Raw genomic sequence first — 16,799 nt, forward strand, 5'->3', positions numbered from 1 at the left:
ACACCTTCCATTTGAAGTAGTTAAACAAAAAGAATATTTCTATTTACAGGTATACCATAAATATTTCTTTATTTTTAGTTCAGCAGTAAATTCACGAGAAACAACTGCTGTAAGTACTCAATTCTACTTCCCCAAAGAATTGACGAAATTAAAACAGAAACATCAAGAAAAGCTCTAGAGACTTTTCGTAATAAAAAAACAAAAGAGAATTCTACCGAGTCTAAACAGTATCAAAGGCAAATAGATTCCTTATTAAATCAATAAGAAGTTAAATATTTAAAAGAATATGAAATTATATAATACTAGTAATCACCGACTCTTTTTTATTTTTCTGTTGTGTTTTAGTTTGTCAATTTCTTATGCACAATTGGAAACCTCAAAAGATTTCAAAAAGACAGTTATCAGTAGAGATTTTATTTCAGAGGGCGTTGCAACAGCTGATTTGAATAAAGATGGTGCTATAGATATTATTGCCGGTTATTATTGGTTTGAGGCACCAACATGGCAGCGTCATGAAATGGCTCCGTCGCGTACTTTTAATCCCCGCGAAGAATATTGTGAATCTTTTTTAAACCATGCGATGGACGTTAATTTAGACGGTTGGGATGATGTTATCATAATTGACTACCCCGGCAAGCCCGCTTTTTGGTTTGAAAATCCACAAAATAAATCAGGTGTTTGGCAAAAACATATTATTGCAAATGGAATGGGGATTGCAAATGAATCACCAGGCTTTATTGATATAGACGGTGATGGTCGTTTAGATATTTTATGTGGTGATGTTGATAAAAATCAAATAGTTTGGTTGCAAGCGCCGTTAAGCGCCGGAGAAACGGAATGGAAACGTTTTCCGCTAAGTGCTGAAAATGTTCCAGCTACTAAAAAGTTTTCACATGGAATTGGATACGGTGACATTAATGATGATGGTATAGAAGATGTAGTTGTTGCAGAAGGTTGGTTTGAAGGAACAACGGATTTAGAATCAGGAAATTGGAAATTTCATGCGACCGAAATAAGTGAACCCTGTTCTCATATGCAGGTTTTAGATGTAAACGGTGATGGTCTTAATGATGTTGTGAGTGCTTCGGCGCACAAACTTGGTGTTTGGTGGCATGAAAAGCAAGGGGATGAATTTGTCACCCATTTAATGAGCACAACTACAGCACAAACACATTCTTCGATTATGGTAGACCTCAATGGCGATGGTACTGAAGATTTTTTAACTGGTAAACGATATTTAGCACATAACGGCAATGATGCCGGTGATGCTGATGCACCGCTTTTATTTTGGATAGAATTTACACCTAATATAAAACCTTATTTTAAAGAGCATTTTATAGATTCCGATTCGGGAGCGGGATTGAACATTGCAATTGAAGATATGAACCATGATCAAAAACCAGACATAATTATAGCTAATAAAAACGGAGTGTTTTTATTGGAGAACAACCTTTAATAATATTATTTTTTATAAAAATAACCACGAACACACTAAACCAGCTAAATACTAAATACCATGCAAGCAAGATTAGATAATAGTTTAAACTCACTCATTATACAACCGCTATATAGTTATGTCTTACTATTTGTATTATTTATTTCGGTAATGGGTTTTTCTCAAGAGGAATACAAACAAGGGCCACAATCTGATACTTACGAGAATATCCCGAAAGGAAAATTAACACAGCACACTTTTAAAAGCACGATATTTTCCAATACCATTCGTGATTATTATGTGTATGTGCCCGAACAATATAATGCTAAAGACCCAGCAGCATTAATGGTTTTTCAAGATGGTCATACCTATGTGCAAGAAGACGGTCATTTTAGAGTGCCAACCGTATTTGATAATTTAATTGCCCAAGAAAAAATGCCTGTAACTATTGGACTGTTTATTAATCCAGGTCACTCATTGGATTCAGTTGCGGTAGAAAGTCCATGGAGATCTTCGAACCGAAGTTTTGAATATGATGATGTTTCTGATACCTATGGTAGATTTCTATTGGAGGAAATGATTCCAGAACTTAAAAAGAATTATTCCATTTCAGACGACCCAAAAATGCGCGCGATTGGTGGCATATCATCAGGTGGTATTTGTGCATTTTCAGCTGCTTGGTTTTTTCCAGAACAGTTTCAAAAAGTATTGAGTCACATCGGTAGCTTTACTAATATTAGAGGAGGTCATAGTTATCCATCCATGATTCGCAAAACCGACAAAAAGGATATTAAGATCTTTTTGCAAGACGGTGATGGCGATTTAAATAATGAACATGGCAATTGGTGGTTGGCGAACCTTCAGATGGAATCGTCATTAAAATATATGGACTACAATTATAAATTTGAACCGGGTAAAGGAGCGCACAACGGAAATCATGGAGGTGCAATTTTACCGCAATCTTTAACATGGTTATGGAATGATGTTGTTCCGCAAACTGTTGCAGAAGGATTATATGAATTTCCGAATTCAAATGCTGATACCGTTATATTAAAAGGAGAAACTAGTCATTATAGTAAAGCTGAATTAAAAACAGTAAACCTTACCAATGCTTCTCAAAAGATGACGATTAAAAATTCAAGTAATGAACAAATCTTTATTATAAAAGAAGGCGAGGTAGAAGTTTCAGTACAAGGAAAGAAAAAGACTATTGGCCCGAATAGCGTGTTTATTTTATTGCCACAAGATAAGATAACTTTAAGTGCAGTATCGCCCAATGCAATATTTTATACAATGGATTATGTGGCGAAAAACAAAGTAGATTTAAGACGTGGTAAAAAGGATGGTGGTTCACAAATTATCGATTTTGACGATTTAAAGTTTGAACCACATGATAAGGGCGGTCTTCGAAATTATTTTCGTCGATCTACCGCTATGTGTCCATATTATGAAATGCATGTTACCAGTTTAAATGCAGGAATTAAGAGTCATGAACCGCACACGCATTTTGCAACCGAGATTATATTAATGATTGATGGTGAAACTGAAATGGAAATTGGTAATCAGTTGTATTCTGGTAAAAAAGGGGACGTTTATTTTGTGCCTTCCAATGTGCCTCATGCAATAAGAACTACTGGTGATAAGCAAAGTATGTACTTTGCCTATCAGTGGCATTAAAAGCAACTTTTATTTATCTCAGATTATGTCGAACACTTTATATAGTGTATTAATTCATTTTAAATATGAATGTTACGTTGTATGAATTTCGCTGGTACACATGAAATATACTAGTCAATAATTTGAATACGCACTAAAGCTGATTAACTTTGTAAAAAAACAGATACCCATGAATAAATCTATTGAGAAGTTATTAAATGATCAAGTGAAGTACGAAGCTGGAGCATCTATGCATTATTTAGCGATGGCTTCATGGGCTGATGCAAATGGTTATAATGGAATTGCAGAATTTTTTTATAATCAATCTGAAGAAGAGCGCGTTCATATGATTAAGTTGGTGAAATTTATAAATGAACGTAGTGGTAAGGTAGTTGTGCCAGCGTTAGAGCAGCCAACACCAGAGTATAAGTCACTAAATGAGCTATTTGAAGTTTTTCTTAAAAGCGAAATGTTTGTAACCGAGCAAATCAATCATGTGATTTTCGAATGTTTAGATAAGAAAGATTACAACGTACATAACTTTATGCAATGGTATGTTACTGAGCAATTAGAAGAAGAAGCCGTTGCACGTACCTTATTAGATAAATTGAACATTATTGGTGATGATAAATCTGGTCATTATATGTTTGATAGAGATATCAATACAATTGTGAGTAGCGCTACAGCTGCAGAATAATAGCATTTATAAGTTATTATGAAAATTTTAAAAAGATTCCGTTTTGTCGGAATCTTTTTTTTTGTAGGTTTGTCATTATTTAGATTTAATAAAAATAATGAGTCCAGTAGTTCTAATGAGTCCTTGTGTAATGATATCCGCTGATTGCGGCGGTTGTTCGGGCGATAAAAAGAAGAAATGCTGTAAAAAGTATAAGAAAAAAGGTAAGACGAATTGTAGTCGTTGTCCGAAGATTTAACTTTTTAGTACCTTATTCCCACCAATCATTTTGTTTTCTTATATATACAATTTGACCTGTATGATATGCATTATGTGCGCACAAATTGGCAATTTCAGCACTCCATTTTTCTAGTTGTTCTTCAGACGCATGTTTAATCACTTGTACCCAAGTAGTTTGAATGCTATCTAATATTTTGATTGCATTTAACCAGTCTTGATTCTTTAATATATTGAAAGTAATTTCATTATCATTTGTAAAATAGGGTAAAGAATCTTCTTTGAATGCTAATAATTGTCCTTGGTTCCAGAAAATTAAATGTGAACCTAATTCAGATATAGAATGGTTTGCCTTTTTGTCTTTCCAATTAGCGCTTGAGCTGTAGTTAAATTTTCCACTGCTTTTTGAACAGGAACAAACCAACTTTGTTTGTTATGTGTATTTTCCAATTGTTCAATAAGTATAGATTTTATTTGCGCCATATTATCTTGAGTGAAATAGAATGTTGGTACAATAAAAAAAGAGTAGAATGATTTTATTTTTCATGATTATAGAATTTGTAAATGCTCTTTTAGAGTTATTACAATTTGTACTGTTATTAAATTTACTTTATCATCAGTTTCAAACAATAATTTACCTTTATTTTAGAAGCATCGTGTAGGGTTTTTACTTCTTTGGTAATCAAAGATTTGTTCATGTGTATTACAATAAAATATTAACAGCAAAATTTTTTAGTAAAAAAAAATAAAAAAAATAGAATTTATATTTACTTGTTGTTATTTTTTTTAAAATACTGGTATTCAGATGTATGAAAAGTATTATTTCTTTCAATACTTCATTATGTTAATAAACATGTGGAAAACCAAGTTCATGTTAAGGAAAAGTGAAGGGAATAAAAATTGAACTTTACATCACGCTAAGTACACCATTAATAATCCGATTTATATCCATGGAAATTACCCACCTTATCAAAAGGGATTTTACAAAGAAATCCTTTCAGTTACACAAGATTACTGACGCCATTTTAAAAGCTATGACTGCTGTTGAACATGGTGGATTAGCTGATGCAACTCGTATTTCGAACAACGTTTATGCATCGCTTTTAGAAAGGAAAGGTTTGGATGAAAGCTATGTGCCAACTGTTGAAGAAGTACAAGATTTTGTTGAGAATAAACTGATGGAAGGCGGTTTTTTTGACGTTGCCAAAGGGTATATTTTGTACAGAAATGAGCAAGCGCAAAAACGTAAATCGAATATTTTTGAGAAGCGTATAAATTTAAAACCATACGAGTATCCTGAATTGTATGAATACGTTCCGGCAATACGTCATTCGTATTGGATTCATTCAGAATTTAATTTCACAAGTGATATTCAAGATTTTAAAACACGTTTGAATGAGACCGAACGTAGTGCAATAAAAAACACAATGCTAGCTATTTCTCAAATAGAAGTAGCAGTAAAAAGTTTTTGGGGAGACATATATCATAAAATGCCAAAACCAGAAATTGGTTCAGTAGGTGCAACCTTTGCAGAAAGTGAAGTTCGCCATGCAGATGCTTATTCGCATTTACTTGAAATATTAGGCTTGAATGCAGAATTTAAAAAGCTGAAGAAGAAACCAGTTATTATGAAACGAGTGCAGTATTTAGAAACTGCATTAAAAAATGCTAAAAGCGAGGATAACAAAGAATACTCAGAATCAATTTTGTTGTTTTCAGTTTTTATTGAGCACGTTTCATTGTTTTCTCAGTTCTTAATAATTATGGCTTTTAACAAGCATAAGAATATGTTGAAAGGCATTTCAAATGTGGTAGAAGCCACATCAAAAGAAGAACAGATTCACGGTGATTTTGGTATTGATATTATCAAGATAATTAAAGATGAAAACCCAGAGTGGTTTGATGCAGAATATGAATCAACTATTCAGCAAATGTGCAAAGAGGCGTTTACAGCTGAGAGTTCAATTGTAGATTGGATTTTTGAAGATGGAGAGCTTGATTTCTTGCCAAAAGCTGTTGTAAATGAATTTATAAAAAACCGTTTCAATAGCTCACTTGAGAGTATTGGAATTGAAAAAGTATTTGAAGTAGACGAAACCTTATTGGCTCAAACTGAATGGTTTGATGATGAAATTATTGGCACTAAACATGGCGATTTTTTCGTAAAACGATCTATTAACTATAGCAAAAGAACACAAAGTATAACCAGCGACGATCTTTTTTAAATGAACGAATTAAACACTACCCACGAAACACAAACAACTAAGATATCTGACAGCGATCAGCTAGTTAACGCTAGAAAAGAAACCCTTAAAAAGCATAAAGAAAATGCAGACTCAGGTTTTGAATGGTTAACCGAGCATAGCCGAAACTTTTTAAATTCAGGTTATTTAACTGACGGTGTGACTGCTGAGCAGCGTATTCGTGAAATAGCAGATAGAGCAGAACAGCTTTTAGAAATGCCTGGCTTTTCAGATAAGTTTTTTGGCTATATGTCAGATGGCTATTTTTCATTAGCATCACCAGTATGGTCAAACTTTGGTAAAGAAAGAGGTTTGCCAATTAGCTGCTTTGGATCACACATTGATGATGATATGGGTAATATTTTATACACCCAATCAGAAGTAGGAATGATGTCTAAAATGGGCGGAGGAACCTCTGGTTATTTTGGAAAGATAAGACATCGCGGTGCAGAGGTGAAAAACAATGGTCAAGCATCGGGGGCAGTACATATAATGCAACTTTTTGAATCAATGGTTGATGTTGTAAGCCAAGGTTCTGTACGCCGTGGTCGTTTTTCTCCGTACTTGCCAGTAGAGCATCCAGATATTTCTGAATTTTTAGAGATTGGTACAGAGGGTAATCCTATTCAAGAATTAACGCATGGTGTAACCGTTACCAATGATTGGATGCAAACTATGATAGATGGCGACAGCGATAAACGTGCTATCTGGGCTAAAGTTTTGCAACGTAGAGGTGAAATGGGCTATCCGTATATATTCTTTAAAGATAATGCCAATAATGGCGCAGCTGATGTTTACAGAGATAATCAACATACAGTTTATGCCAGTAACCTTTGTACTGAAATAATGCTGCCTTCAAATGATAATTGGTCTTTTGTTTGTGTGCTTTCCTCAGTGAACGTAATGCATTATGACAAATGGAAAGACACCGATGCAGTAGAGACTATGGTCTATTTCTTAGACGCTGTAATAACTGAGTTTCTTGAGAAATTAGAAGTATACCGCGATTCAGATAGTCGTGAAGACAAACAAACGTTCTTGTTTATGGAACGTGCGTATAATTTTGCAAAAGAAAACCGTGCTTTAGGTTTAGGTGTTTTAGGATGGCATTCATTATTGCAATCTAAAATGCAACCGTTTAACAGTAAAGAAGCTTATGATTTAAATAGTGAGATATTTAGAAATATCAAAACTAAATCGTACAAAGCTTCTGAAGAATTAGCAGTTAAATTTGGTGAGCCAGCTGTTTTAAAAGGATACGGAAGACGTAATGCTACGTTAAATGCAGTAGCGCCTACAACATCTTCAGCTTTTATTTTAGGTCAGGTATCACAGGGTATTGAGCCAATTTGGTCAAATATCTATGTGAAAGATATTGCTAAAATAAAGACAACAATTAAGAATCCGTTTTTGGTAGAATTGTTGGAAGAAAAAGGTCAGAATGTAACAGAGGTTTGGAGAAGTATTCGTGAACGTGATGGCTCTGTACAACATTTAGAATTTCTTTCTGAATTGGAGAAAGATGTTTTTAAAACATATTCAGAGATTGATCAGATGGATATCATTTATCAAGCGGCAAACCGTCAAAACCATATAGATCAAGGGCAATCAGTAAATATAATTGTTCACCCTGATATGCCGGTGAAAGAAATTAATAAAATTCATGTAACGGCTTGGAAGTTAGGCTTAAAATCACTTTACTATCAGCATAGTATGAATGCGGCGCAGAAGTTCAAACAAAAGAAAGATTGTGCTAGCTGTGAGGCGTAACTAAAATCAGAATAGTATTTCTAAAAATCACCTTCTATTAAGAAGGTGATTTTTTTGTTTCACACTTAAACTTATTTAGATTTATTAAAAATAATTTTCGTAAACACAATTTTGACCTTATTTTTGCCGCCTAAATTAAATATTAAGTGCAATGTCAAAAAAAATACAACTTCTAACTACTTTTTTCTGCCTTACAGTGTTTTTGGGTTTTACTCAAACACAAACAGATTCAATCACATTCATTCCGCAAACGCAATTAAATGCGGCACAGCGAATTTTGTCAGGTAATTATGGTTCGGCTGTTACGGTTAGTGCTTATGCTGAAATGCTTTACAATCAACCGGAAGGTGATAACGGAGAGTTAGATGTGCAAAGAATGGTTTTACTATTTGGCTATAGATTTAATGATAAAACCCAATTTGTTACTGAAGTTGAATTAGAGCACGTTAATGAGGTTTTTATAGAACAGGCATTTGTTAATTACAATGTTGGAAATAATATAAGTTTACGTGGTGGATTAATGTTAGTGCCAATGGGCATTGTAAACGAGTTTCACGAGCCTACTACATTTAATGGTACAGAAAGACCTGCAACAGACAATGTTATCGTTCCAACAACATGGCGTGAATTAGGTATTGGCGCGACAGGTAGGTTTAATGAAATTTCTCTTGGTTATCAAGTTTATGTTTTTAATGGTTTTAAGTCTACTGAAGCAGATGGTGCTGGTGGTATCTCAGGATTTTTGAAAGGATCAAATGGGTTACGTAGTGGACGACAAAAGGGTATACAATCAACAGTTAATAGTCCTACCTTTTCAACTAAATTAGATTACTATGGTATACCTGGTTTGCGTGTCGGACTTTCAGGATATTTTGGAAAAACCCAAGCAGCAGATGAAATTGAAGACATTGAAGGTGCTAATATTGGTATTAGTATGATTGGTTTAGATGCGCGGTATGCGTATCAAAGATTTACAGCCAGAGGCCAATTTATACATGCATCTTTATCTGATACGGATAAGTACAATGCACTTACTGGTAAAGATTTGGGTAGTGCTCTTCAAGGTTATTATGTTGAAGCCGCTTACAATCTTTTACCACTAACAAAAAAGCAACGATTATTTGCTTTTACACGTTTTGAAAAATTCAATACTCATGCAGATACTGATGGTGCTTTAATCGCAAATAAGGCCTATGAACGAACTGATGTTACAACAGGTTTGAATTATCATATAGCACCTGGGGTAGTGGTTAAAGCAGACTATCAATTTCGATCAAATGCTTCTGATGTTGACACCAAGGATATGTTGAATTTTGGAATTGGTGTTTGGTTTTAAGGCACGCGTATCCTAAATTTAGTAGAGTTGAACTAATTTTTATCAAAAAATCATTTTCTTTTATTAAGATTAATTCCAAATAACTATATTTGTTTGATGCGTTCACAAAAGACCACATACAGTTTACTATTTGTAGTAACTTTTTTACTGCTTGGCTTTGGTCTTCCAAAGAAAATGGAAAAGAGGGTAGTGAAAGAGGTAGAAAAAACTTTTGAGGTTACCGAAGTGTCTTTTGAATCCATTAATGTAGATAGCGGTTTAAATGCTGAACTACCTTCAAAAATAACAGAGAGTAACTTGAATGCAGTTTATAAAAACGATGCCTTATTGGGGTATGTTTTTGTGGATCAAGCTTCTAGTAAAACTGCTAAATTTGATTATTTAGTGCTATTTAATAATAATCTTGAAATTGTGCATTCTAAAGTTTTAATTTATCGCGAAGAATATGGCGGTGAAATAGGAAGCAAAAGATGGTTGAAACAGTTTTTTGGTAAAACCGGAAGTGATCGCGTAGATTTTAAAACCAATATTGACGGAATTTCTGGGGCTACGATATCGGTACGTTCAATGACTACTGCAATTGATAATTTATTGCAAACCGTTGGTATTCTACAAGAAAAGAAAATTCTATAATGCAGTTTAACGGATTACTGCTGACCTTTCCAAAAGAAATTAAAATCTTTATTGCCTGCTTTGTAGTCGTGCTTTCTATTGGCTTTTTTACAGGACTTTTATTTATTTCAGAAACGGATAGCAATCGTCCGGCTGGTATTGAAGAAAATTATTTGGGCAATGAAGATAATGAAGAAGCTGCCGAAATGAAATTCAAAAAAAGTGAGCGACAAATGCTAACTATTGTGCACACCCATATACTCTCAATGTCTTTAATTTTCTTTTTACTTGGGGGTTTAGTATGGATAACAAAAGCATCAAAAAAACTAAAATTATTTTTAACAATAGAGCCTTTTCTTTCAGTTATTTTAACTTTTGGTGGCATCTACCTGCTGTGGTCAGGTATACTTTGGATGAAATATGTAGTTATTTGTTCAGGTATTTTAATGACCGCCACTTTTGCGGTCTCTGCGCTCTTAGTTTTGACGCAAACGCTCAGAAAGGGTCAATAGTTCAAAGTTTGATAAACAGTGTGGAAACTGGCGTAAAATACACTATATTTGCACGCAATTAATCTGTAATTGCAATGAACGCCCACCAAAACAAAATAGTAGGAGAAGGACTTACATACGATGACGTATTATTAGTGCCTGCCTATTCCGAAGTACTTCCTAGAGAAGTAGATATCAAAACAAAATTTACTCGTAACATTACCATCAACGTTCCTGTGGTTTCAGCTGCTATGGATACCGTTACGGAATCTAGAATGGCAATAGCAATGGCACAAGAAGGTGGTATTGGTGTGCTGCATAAGAACATGTCAATTGAGCAGCAGGCCATGAAAGTGCGTAAAGTAAAGCGTGCTGAAAGTGGTATGATATTGGATCCAGTTACTTTACCTCTTGAATCAAAAGTAAAAGATGCAAAGGCTGCAATGAAAGAGTTTAGTATAGGTGGTATACCTATTGTAGATGCTGATGGTGTCTTAATTGGTATTGTTACTAATCGTGATTTACGTTTTGAAAAAAATAATGAAAGACCAATTTCTGAAGTGATGACTTCTAAAAATTTGGTCACTACAAGTGAAGGAACTTCGTTAGCCCAAGCAGAAGATATTCTTCAAGAAAGTAAAATTGAAAAACTTCCGGTAGTAGATGATAATTACAAGCTAATTGGGTTAATTACATTTAGAGACATTACCAAGCTAACACAAAAGCCAATGGCGAACAAAGATAGCTTTGGTCGTCTAAGAGTTGCTGCTGCAATTGGTGTGACAGGTGATGCTGTAGAAAGAGCAGAAGCATTGGTGAATGCTGGTGTGGATGCTGTGATTATAGATACCGCTCACGGGCATACCAAAGGTGTAGTGAGTGTTTTAAAAGAAGTTAAGAAGCGATTTCCAGAATTAGATGTTGTTGTTGGTAATATTGCTACTGGTGCTGCCGCTAAATATTTGGTAGAAGCAGGTGCTGATGCTGTAAAGGTGGGAATCGGTCCGGGGTCAATATGTACGACACGGGTTGTAGCTGGAGTTGGTTTTCCTCAATTTTCAGCTGTTTTAGAAGTAGCGGCTGCTATAAAAGGGAGTGGTGTGCCAGTTATTGCAGATGGTGGAATTCGATATACAGGAGATATTCCTAAAGCAATAGCAGCGGGGGCAGATACAGTGATGTTAGGTTCGTTATTAGCAGGAACACAAGAATCACCTGGTGAAACTATTATTTACGAAGGACGAAAATTCAAAACATACCGTGGTATGGGTTCAGTTGAAGCCATGAAAAAAGGTAGTAAGGATCGTTACTTTCAAGATGTTGAAGATGATATTAAGAAGTTAGTTCCTGAAGGTATTGTTGGTCGTGTTCCCTATAAAGGTGAGCTTTATGAAAGTATTCATCAGTTTATTGGAGGTTTACGAGCAGGAATGGGGTATTGTGGTGCGAAAGATGTCGCTACATTACAAGAAACAGGACGCTTTGTTAAAATCACAGCAAGTGGTATTAACGAAAGTCATCCGCATGATGTTACCATTACTAAAGAGTCACCGAACTATAGTAGATAGTCAAATTTTAACTTTCTTCCGTATTTTTTAGTAGTATTTCCATAAGAAGTGGTACTTTTTAGTGCGTAAAAAACAACCCATAAAATTGTGGGTAACTCACTTTAAATAAAATGGATTACGACAACAAGGCTGACGACTATTACAAACATGGAAGACCTGAAATGTTGGCCTACCTCCCAGAGGGTTGTAAAACTATATTAGATATTGGTTGCGGTGAAGGGTCTTTTGCTAATCATATCAAGGAAAAGGAAAATCTTGAAGCTTGGGGCATTGAATTAATGCAGGACCCAGGTAAAGAAGCTGAAAAAAAGTTGGATAAGGTTTTTATTGGTCCTTGTGAAAATTTTATTGAAGAACTTCCTGATAATTATTTTGATGCCATTTACTGCAATGATGTTTTAGAGCATTTGGTAGATCCTTATACCGTACTTTCTATTCTTAGAACGAAGCTAACGGATAGGGGAGTAGTTATCAGCTCCATTCCTAATATTCGATATCATGATGCTTTTAAGAAAATAATTCTACAAAAGAAATTTGAATACGAAGGGCATGGCATTTTTGATAAAACCCATTTACGTTTTTTTACCAAAAGTAGTATTGCAAAAATGTATGAAGATTTAGGGTATCAAATTGTTAGTCATGAAGGCGTCAATCGCACCCGGTCACTAAAGCCATATCTTTATAATATACCATTTTTCTTTACAGCGATGGATATGTTTTATTTGCAATTTGCAACGGTTGCAAAGCGAGCGTGATTTTTAATTCTTATCGTTTTGAAACTCCAAAATATCACCAGGTTGACATTCTAAAACCTCGCAGATAGCTTCAAGCGTCGTGAATCGTACAGCTTTTGCTTTTCCTTTTTTTAAGATCGATAGGTTAGACATGGTAATACCGACCCTTTCTGAGAGTTCGGTGAGTGACATTTTTCGCTTTGCAAGCATCACATCGAGGTTTATGATTATGGCCATGCCTTTATATTGTTAAGTCGTTTTCTTCTTTTAATTGCGCTCCTAATCGAAAGGCTTCTGCTATTACTAATAAGAAAAGATAGATGAAAAGTGTGTCGAACTCCATTAAAGAAAAAACATTGAATGCATTAAATTCTAGACCACTGTATTCTAATTTGGAACTAAAATATGTTGCTGAACTTAAGGTCGACAATCTATCGAAGAATAAAATAATTAATCCTAAAATCGCTATCCATCTTAGTCGAATAGCATTCTTAACAACAAGAAAATTTCCGGTTTTTGCTGATTCCAAAATATGAACTATTTGTCGAATAGAAAAAAGAATACAAATGTTTATAGAAAGTGTAAACAGACCATGTAGTGCAATAAAACTTTTTGGTAATGTGTCAGATGACATAATGCCCATTGCATCTTTGATAACGAACATTCCGTTTTCCAATTCAGAGGAAACATGAAATGCACCTTCATTAACCAATGAAAACATTACAGGAAAGCTCATGTTATTTGTAAATGTATTGGTAACTAAAACCAAGATGCCTATGATGGCCCATATGCTTAATGAAAAAGCAAGTAGAAAGAATCCAATCCTAAAAATTCCCAAAAGAAATGTGATAAGCTTAAGATCTTTAATTTTTTGCGAACTGTTCATAATTGATATCTGTTTATTAACGTAAAGAAACAAAAAATTATCGATAAACAATAAATAATTATTGATAATTAAGCATTAATTCAATTTTGTATGCTCATATTAAGAAGTAAAACATTGGTTTATTAGAATAGTCTTAAATCTTCTAATTATCCACCAAAAACACAAAACATGAAGTTAAAGATCTACATGAGGTTGGTTGTGTTAAGTTTATAAAGATCAGATCTTTGATAAATAAATCTAGAATTTGCAGAATATTTTATTTAAAAACTGTGTGTTTAATTCTATGGATTCGCCCTTTATTTTTGAAGCATTAAAGATCTACTTCAATAGAAATGCGATAAATAAATAGAGATCAGACAATTGCTAAATGTTGCTTTATTATAAGGAAAGGAGTTTGAAGAATTTTCATAATTACATGAAATAGAATGTGTTATGTTGCAATTTTGAAGAACATCAAAACTCAATATATTTTGCATGAAATGCGAAACACTATATTCACTATATAAGTATGATCTATAGATCTACAATAGTCTAAATAACATTCAAATCACGAGCTGTAAAACGATTATTAATCGACATTTACGATAAACAATGCAGCGTTAAAGATCAACATTAAAATAGTATCAGTAATAAAATGAAGATCAGCTTGTTACTTATAAAACCTAAAATTATTGGGTAGAAATCAACATAATTGACCTTTAAATCTAGTTAATTTCAATAAAAAATATGATGATACATATGGGTGAATACGTTCGTGTAGATTGTAAATACTATATAAGTATGAAAATAAGACTTATATTGATGCCTAGTTCCTAATACATTTATCAAGATATTCAGGAATGCGAAAAACGATGCGATTAACTAATAATATGTTTAAAGATCAACGTTAGTTTAGTCGCGTAAAATACTGATTAGTAATACGTTGTTACTTGCTGGCAGTGTACTCTTTCCAGTCTTTATTTTTGTAAATATTCTCGCCAAAGTATTTTGCGATTTCCAAAAAGGGTTTTGGCTTTTGGTAACCAGGTACTGGTGAAAGCATATTCATTTCTTCGTCTAAAAATACAGTAGTCGGGTAGCTCATTTTACCTTGCATTAATGCAGCAGCAAATTCGTGATATCCATTTCTACCGGAAGGCACAAATTTAAAAGTCTTCCCCTTGTATTCTATCTCTTCTTTTCCTTCGCCGTCTAATTTAACCATGTAGTAGTTTTTAGACATGTATTCAGCAACCTCTTCATTTTGAAAAGTATCTTTATCCATTTTTTTACACCATCCACACCAATCTGTATAAATGTCAACAAAAACTTTTTTAGGCTTTTTATCTGTCGCAGCCATTTCAGCAGCTTCACTCCAAGTCAACCATTCAACTTCTTGAGCGTTTGTATTTAAAGTGAATAAAATGAAAGCGAAAAATGCTATTATTTTATAAGTATTTTGAGATGATGGGGTCATATCTAATTTTTCTACTTGAACTTAGTCCAATTTCTATACCAAAACTAACGATTTTTCATCGTGTTTATTTTAAATAACATTCTTCCAGAGAATAATAACCTGAGCTTTGTTTTTCAATTCAGAGTTGACAATTGAAAAGATTAGGTTTTTAGAAGAACAAAAGAATAATGTTTTTTTATTTAATGAAAGTGTTTGCTAGGTAATGAACATCGGGTAATTATTCGCATTGAACTGTCATGTAAAGCATTGGCATAATTTGCAATATCATAAAGCTAGATACCAAAAAAAAGCGGCCATTTTAAATGACCGCTTTTCGTTTTTTTAAACTCCTGCTTTTTCCTTTTTCTTTTCAAATAGATTTTTCACATCTACTTGATTTTTGATAAGGTCATCAAAGGTTTCACGCTCTCTAATGAGATGCGCTTTCCCCTCATGCCAAAGTACTTCTGGCGGGCGAAATCTAGAATTATAATTACTAGCCATTGTAAAACAATAGGCACCTGCATTTTTAAAACAAAGAATATCGCCTTCAGAAATTTCATTAATTCTTACGTTATTTCCGAAAGTGTCTGTTTCACAGATATAACCAACTACAGAATAATATCGTTCACGACCATTGCTATTTGAAATATTTATAATTGAGTGGTTAGCACCATAAAGCATTGGGCGAATCAAATGATTAAATCCTGAATCGATGCTTGCAAAAACAGTAGATGTAGTTTGTTTTACTACATTAACTTTTGCAAGAAAATGTCCAGCTTCGCTTACCAAGAATTTTCCAGGTTCAAAGGCAAGCGTCAAATCTTTACCATATTCAGTACAGAATTGATTAAAACGTTTACCTAGTTTTTTTCCTAATTCTTCAACGTTAGTCTCAATATCTCCTGATTTGTAAGGCACTTTAAAACCACTACCGAAATCGATAAAATCGAGATTCTTGAAATTCTTAGCATTTTCGAATAATATTTCTGAAGCATATAAGAATACATCAATATCAAGAATATCACTGCCTGTATGCATGTGAATTCCGTTGATATTCATTTTGGTAACTTCAACAATACGAAGTAAATGTGGAATTTGGTGAATACTAATTCCGAATTTCGAATCGATATGACCTACAGAAATATTTGAATTTCCACCAGCCATTACATGCGGATTTATACGCACACAAACAGGAACGTCAGGATGCTTATTTCCGAACTGTTCTAAGATAGAAAGGTTGTCTATATTAATTTGAACACCTAAAGCAGATGCTTCTTCTATTTCTTCTAATGAAACACCATTTGGAGTGAAAATGATAGATTCAGGTTTAAAACCTGCTAATAATCCAAGATTTACTTCTTGTATAGAAACTGTATCTAAACCACTACCTAATGAATTCAATAATTTGAGAATGCTCAAATTTGACAAAGCCTTAGCTGCATAATTTAGCCGCAGGTGCTTTACATTACTAAAAGCATTTGTAAGTCTATTGAATTGACTAGTGATTTTTTCAGAGTCATATACATATACGGGATCTCCGAATGTTTTTGCAATTTTTAATAAATCAGCATTCTTCATGTTAAGTTTGTATTTAGCGCAAATCTAGGATGTTAAACGCGATTGCGCAAAAAATAATATCCTCATGATAAAAAATACAACAAAAAGTTACAAATGTAACAATATAGATTATTTATTTTGTGTCATTGCATGATGAATC

The 16,799-nt window shown here is 33.8% G+C and carries 15 protein-coding genes; 10 read left to right on the forward strand and 5 right to left on the reverse strand.

The window, feature by feature from the left end:
• Positions 1-286: 286 nt before the first annotated feature.
• The 3 genes from JQC67_RS09640 (at position 287) to JQC67_RS09650 (ending at position 3,788) form a co-directional block, all read left to right on the forward strand.
• On the forward strand, positions 287-1,456 hold the full coding sequence (locus tag JQC67_RS09640; RefSeq protein ID WP_203252601.1) for an FG-GAP repeat domain-containing protein: 1,170 nt from the start codon (positions 287-289) through the stop codon (positions 1,454-1,456).
• A 60-nt stretch (positions 1,457-1,516) separates the two neighbouring features.
• Positions 1,517-3,112 (forward strand): cupin domain-containing protein, encoded by a 1,596-nt coding sequence (locus tag JQC67_RS09645; RefSeq protein WP_203252602.1) that lies wholly within the window; start codon positions 1,517-1,519, stop codon positions 3,110-3,112.
• Between the two features lie 169 nt (positions 3,113-3,281).
• Positions 3,282-3,788 carry a ferritin gene (locus JQC67_RS09650; protein ID WP_203252603.1) on the forward strand — a complete coding sequence of 169 codons (507 nt, stop codon included), beginning with the start codon at positions 3,282-3,284 and terminating at the stop codon, positions 3,786-3,788.
• A gap of 250 nt (positions 3,789-4,038) precedes the next feature.
• Here JQC67_RS09650 and JQC67_RS09655 read toward each other — a convergent pair whose 3' ends face one another.
• Complete coding sequence (locus JQC67_RS09655; protein WP_203252604.1) at positions 4,039-4,428, reverse strand: DinB family protein; 390 nt, start codon at positions 4,426-4,428, stop codon at positions 4,039-4,041.
• 526 nt (positions 4,429-4,954) lie between these two features.
• Here JQC67_RS09655 and JQC67_RS09660 point away from each other — a divergent pair.
• The 7 genes from JQC67_RS09660 (at position 4,955) to JQC67_RS09690 (ending at position 12,779) form a co-directional block, all read left to right on the forward strand.
• Positions 4,955-6,229 (forward strand): ribonucleotide-diphosphate reductase subunit beta, encoded by a 1,275-nt coding sequence (locus JQC67_RS09660; protein ID WP_203252605.1) that lies wholly within the window; start codon positions 4,955-4,957, stop codon positions 6,227-6,229.
• Positions 6,230-8,017, forward strand: a complete 1,788-nt coding sequence (locus JQC67_RS09665) for a ribonucleoside-diphosphate reductase subunit alpha (protein WP_203252606.1) — start codon at positions 6,230-6,232, stop codon at positions 8,015-8,017.
• A 151-nt stretch (positions 8,018-8,168) separates the two neighbouring features.
• Complete coding sequence (locus tag JQC67_RS09670; RefSeq protein WP_203252607.1) at positions 8,169-9,353, forward strand: hypothetical protein; 1,185 nt, start codon at positions 8,169-8,171, stop codon at positions 9,351-9,353.
• 174 nt (positions 9,354-9,527) lie between these two features.
• Positions 9,528-9,986: an FMN-binding protein gene (locus JQC67_RS09675; protein ID WP_238934556.1), complete on the forward strand. Its 459-nt coding sequence runs from the start codon at positions 9,528-9,530 to the stop codon at positions 9,984-9,986.
• Positions 9,986-10,477: a hypothetical protein gene (locus tag JQC67_RS09680; RefSeq protein WP_203252609.1), complete on the forward strand. Its 492-nt coding sequence runs from the start codon at positions 9,986-9,988 to the stop codon at positions 10,475-10,477. Before JQC67_RS09675 ends, JQC67_RS09680 begins: the two co-directional genes overlap by 1 nt.
• A gap of 74 nt (positions 10,478-10,551) precedes the next feature.
• Positions 10,552-12,024: an IMP dehydrogenase gene (guaB, locus tag JQC67_RS09685; RefSeq protein WP_203252610.1), complete on the forward strand. Its 1,473-nt coding sequence runs from the start codon at positions 10,552-10,554 to the stop codon at positions 12,022-12,024.
• Positions 12,025-12,134: 110 nt separating this feature from the next.
• On the forward strand, positions 12,135-12,779 hold the full coding sequence (locus tag JQC67_RS09690; protein ID WP_203252611.1) for a class I SAM-dependent methyltransferase: 645 nt from the start codon (positions 12,135-12,137) through the stop codon (positions 12,777-12,779).
• A 3-nt stretch (positions 12,780-12,782) separates the two neighbouring features.
• Here the strand turns inward: JQC67_RS09690 and JQC67_RS09695 are convergent, their stop codons facing one another.
• From JQC67_RS09695 to lysA, 4 genes are all read right to left on the reverse strand, one after another.
• Complete coding sequence (locus JQC67_RS09695; RefSeq protein ID WP_203252612.1) at positions 12,783-12,995, reverse strand: helix-turn-helix domain-containing protein; 213 nt, start codon at positions 12,993-12,995, stop codon at positions 12,783-12,785.
• Between the two features lie 4 nt (positions 12,996-12,999).
• On the reverse strand, positions 13,000-13,644 hold the full coding sequence (locus tag JQC67_RS09700) for a DUF2975 domain-containing protein (RefSeq protein ID WP_203252613.1): 645 nt from the start codon (positions 13,642-13,644) through the stop codon (positions 13,000-13,002).
• Positions 13,645-14,569: 925 nt separating this feature from the next.
• Positions 14,570-15,100, reverse strand: coding sequence for a thioredoxin family protein (locus tag JQC67_RS09705; protein WP_203252614.1), 531 nt, complete (start codon positions 15,098-15,100; stop codon positions 14,570-14,572).
• Positions 15,101-15,421: 321 nt separating this feature from the next.
• Positions 15,422-16,660, reverse strand: a complete 1,239-nt coding sequence (gene lysA, locus JQC67_RS09710; protein ID WP_203252615.1) for a diaminopimelate decarboxylase — start codon at positions 16,658-16,660, stop codon at positions 15,422-15,424.
• Positions 16,661-16,799 lie beyond the last annotated feature (139 nt).

Origin of the sequence: Aurantibacter crassamenti, from assembly GCF_016811105.1 — a bacterium.
GTDB classification, from domain to species: domain Bacteria; phylum Bacteroidota; class Bacteroidia; order Flavobacteriales; family Flavobacteriaceae; genus Aurantibacter_A; species Aurantibacter_A crassamenti.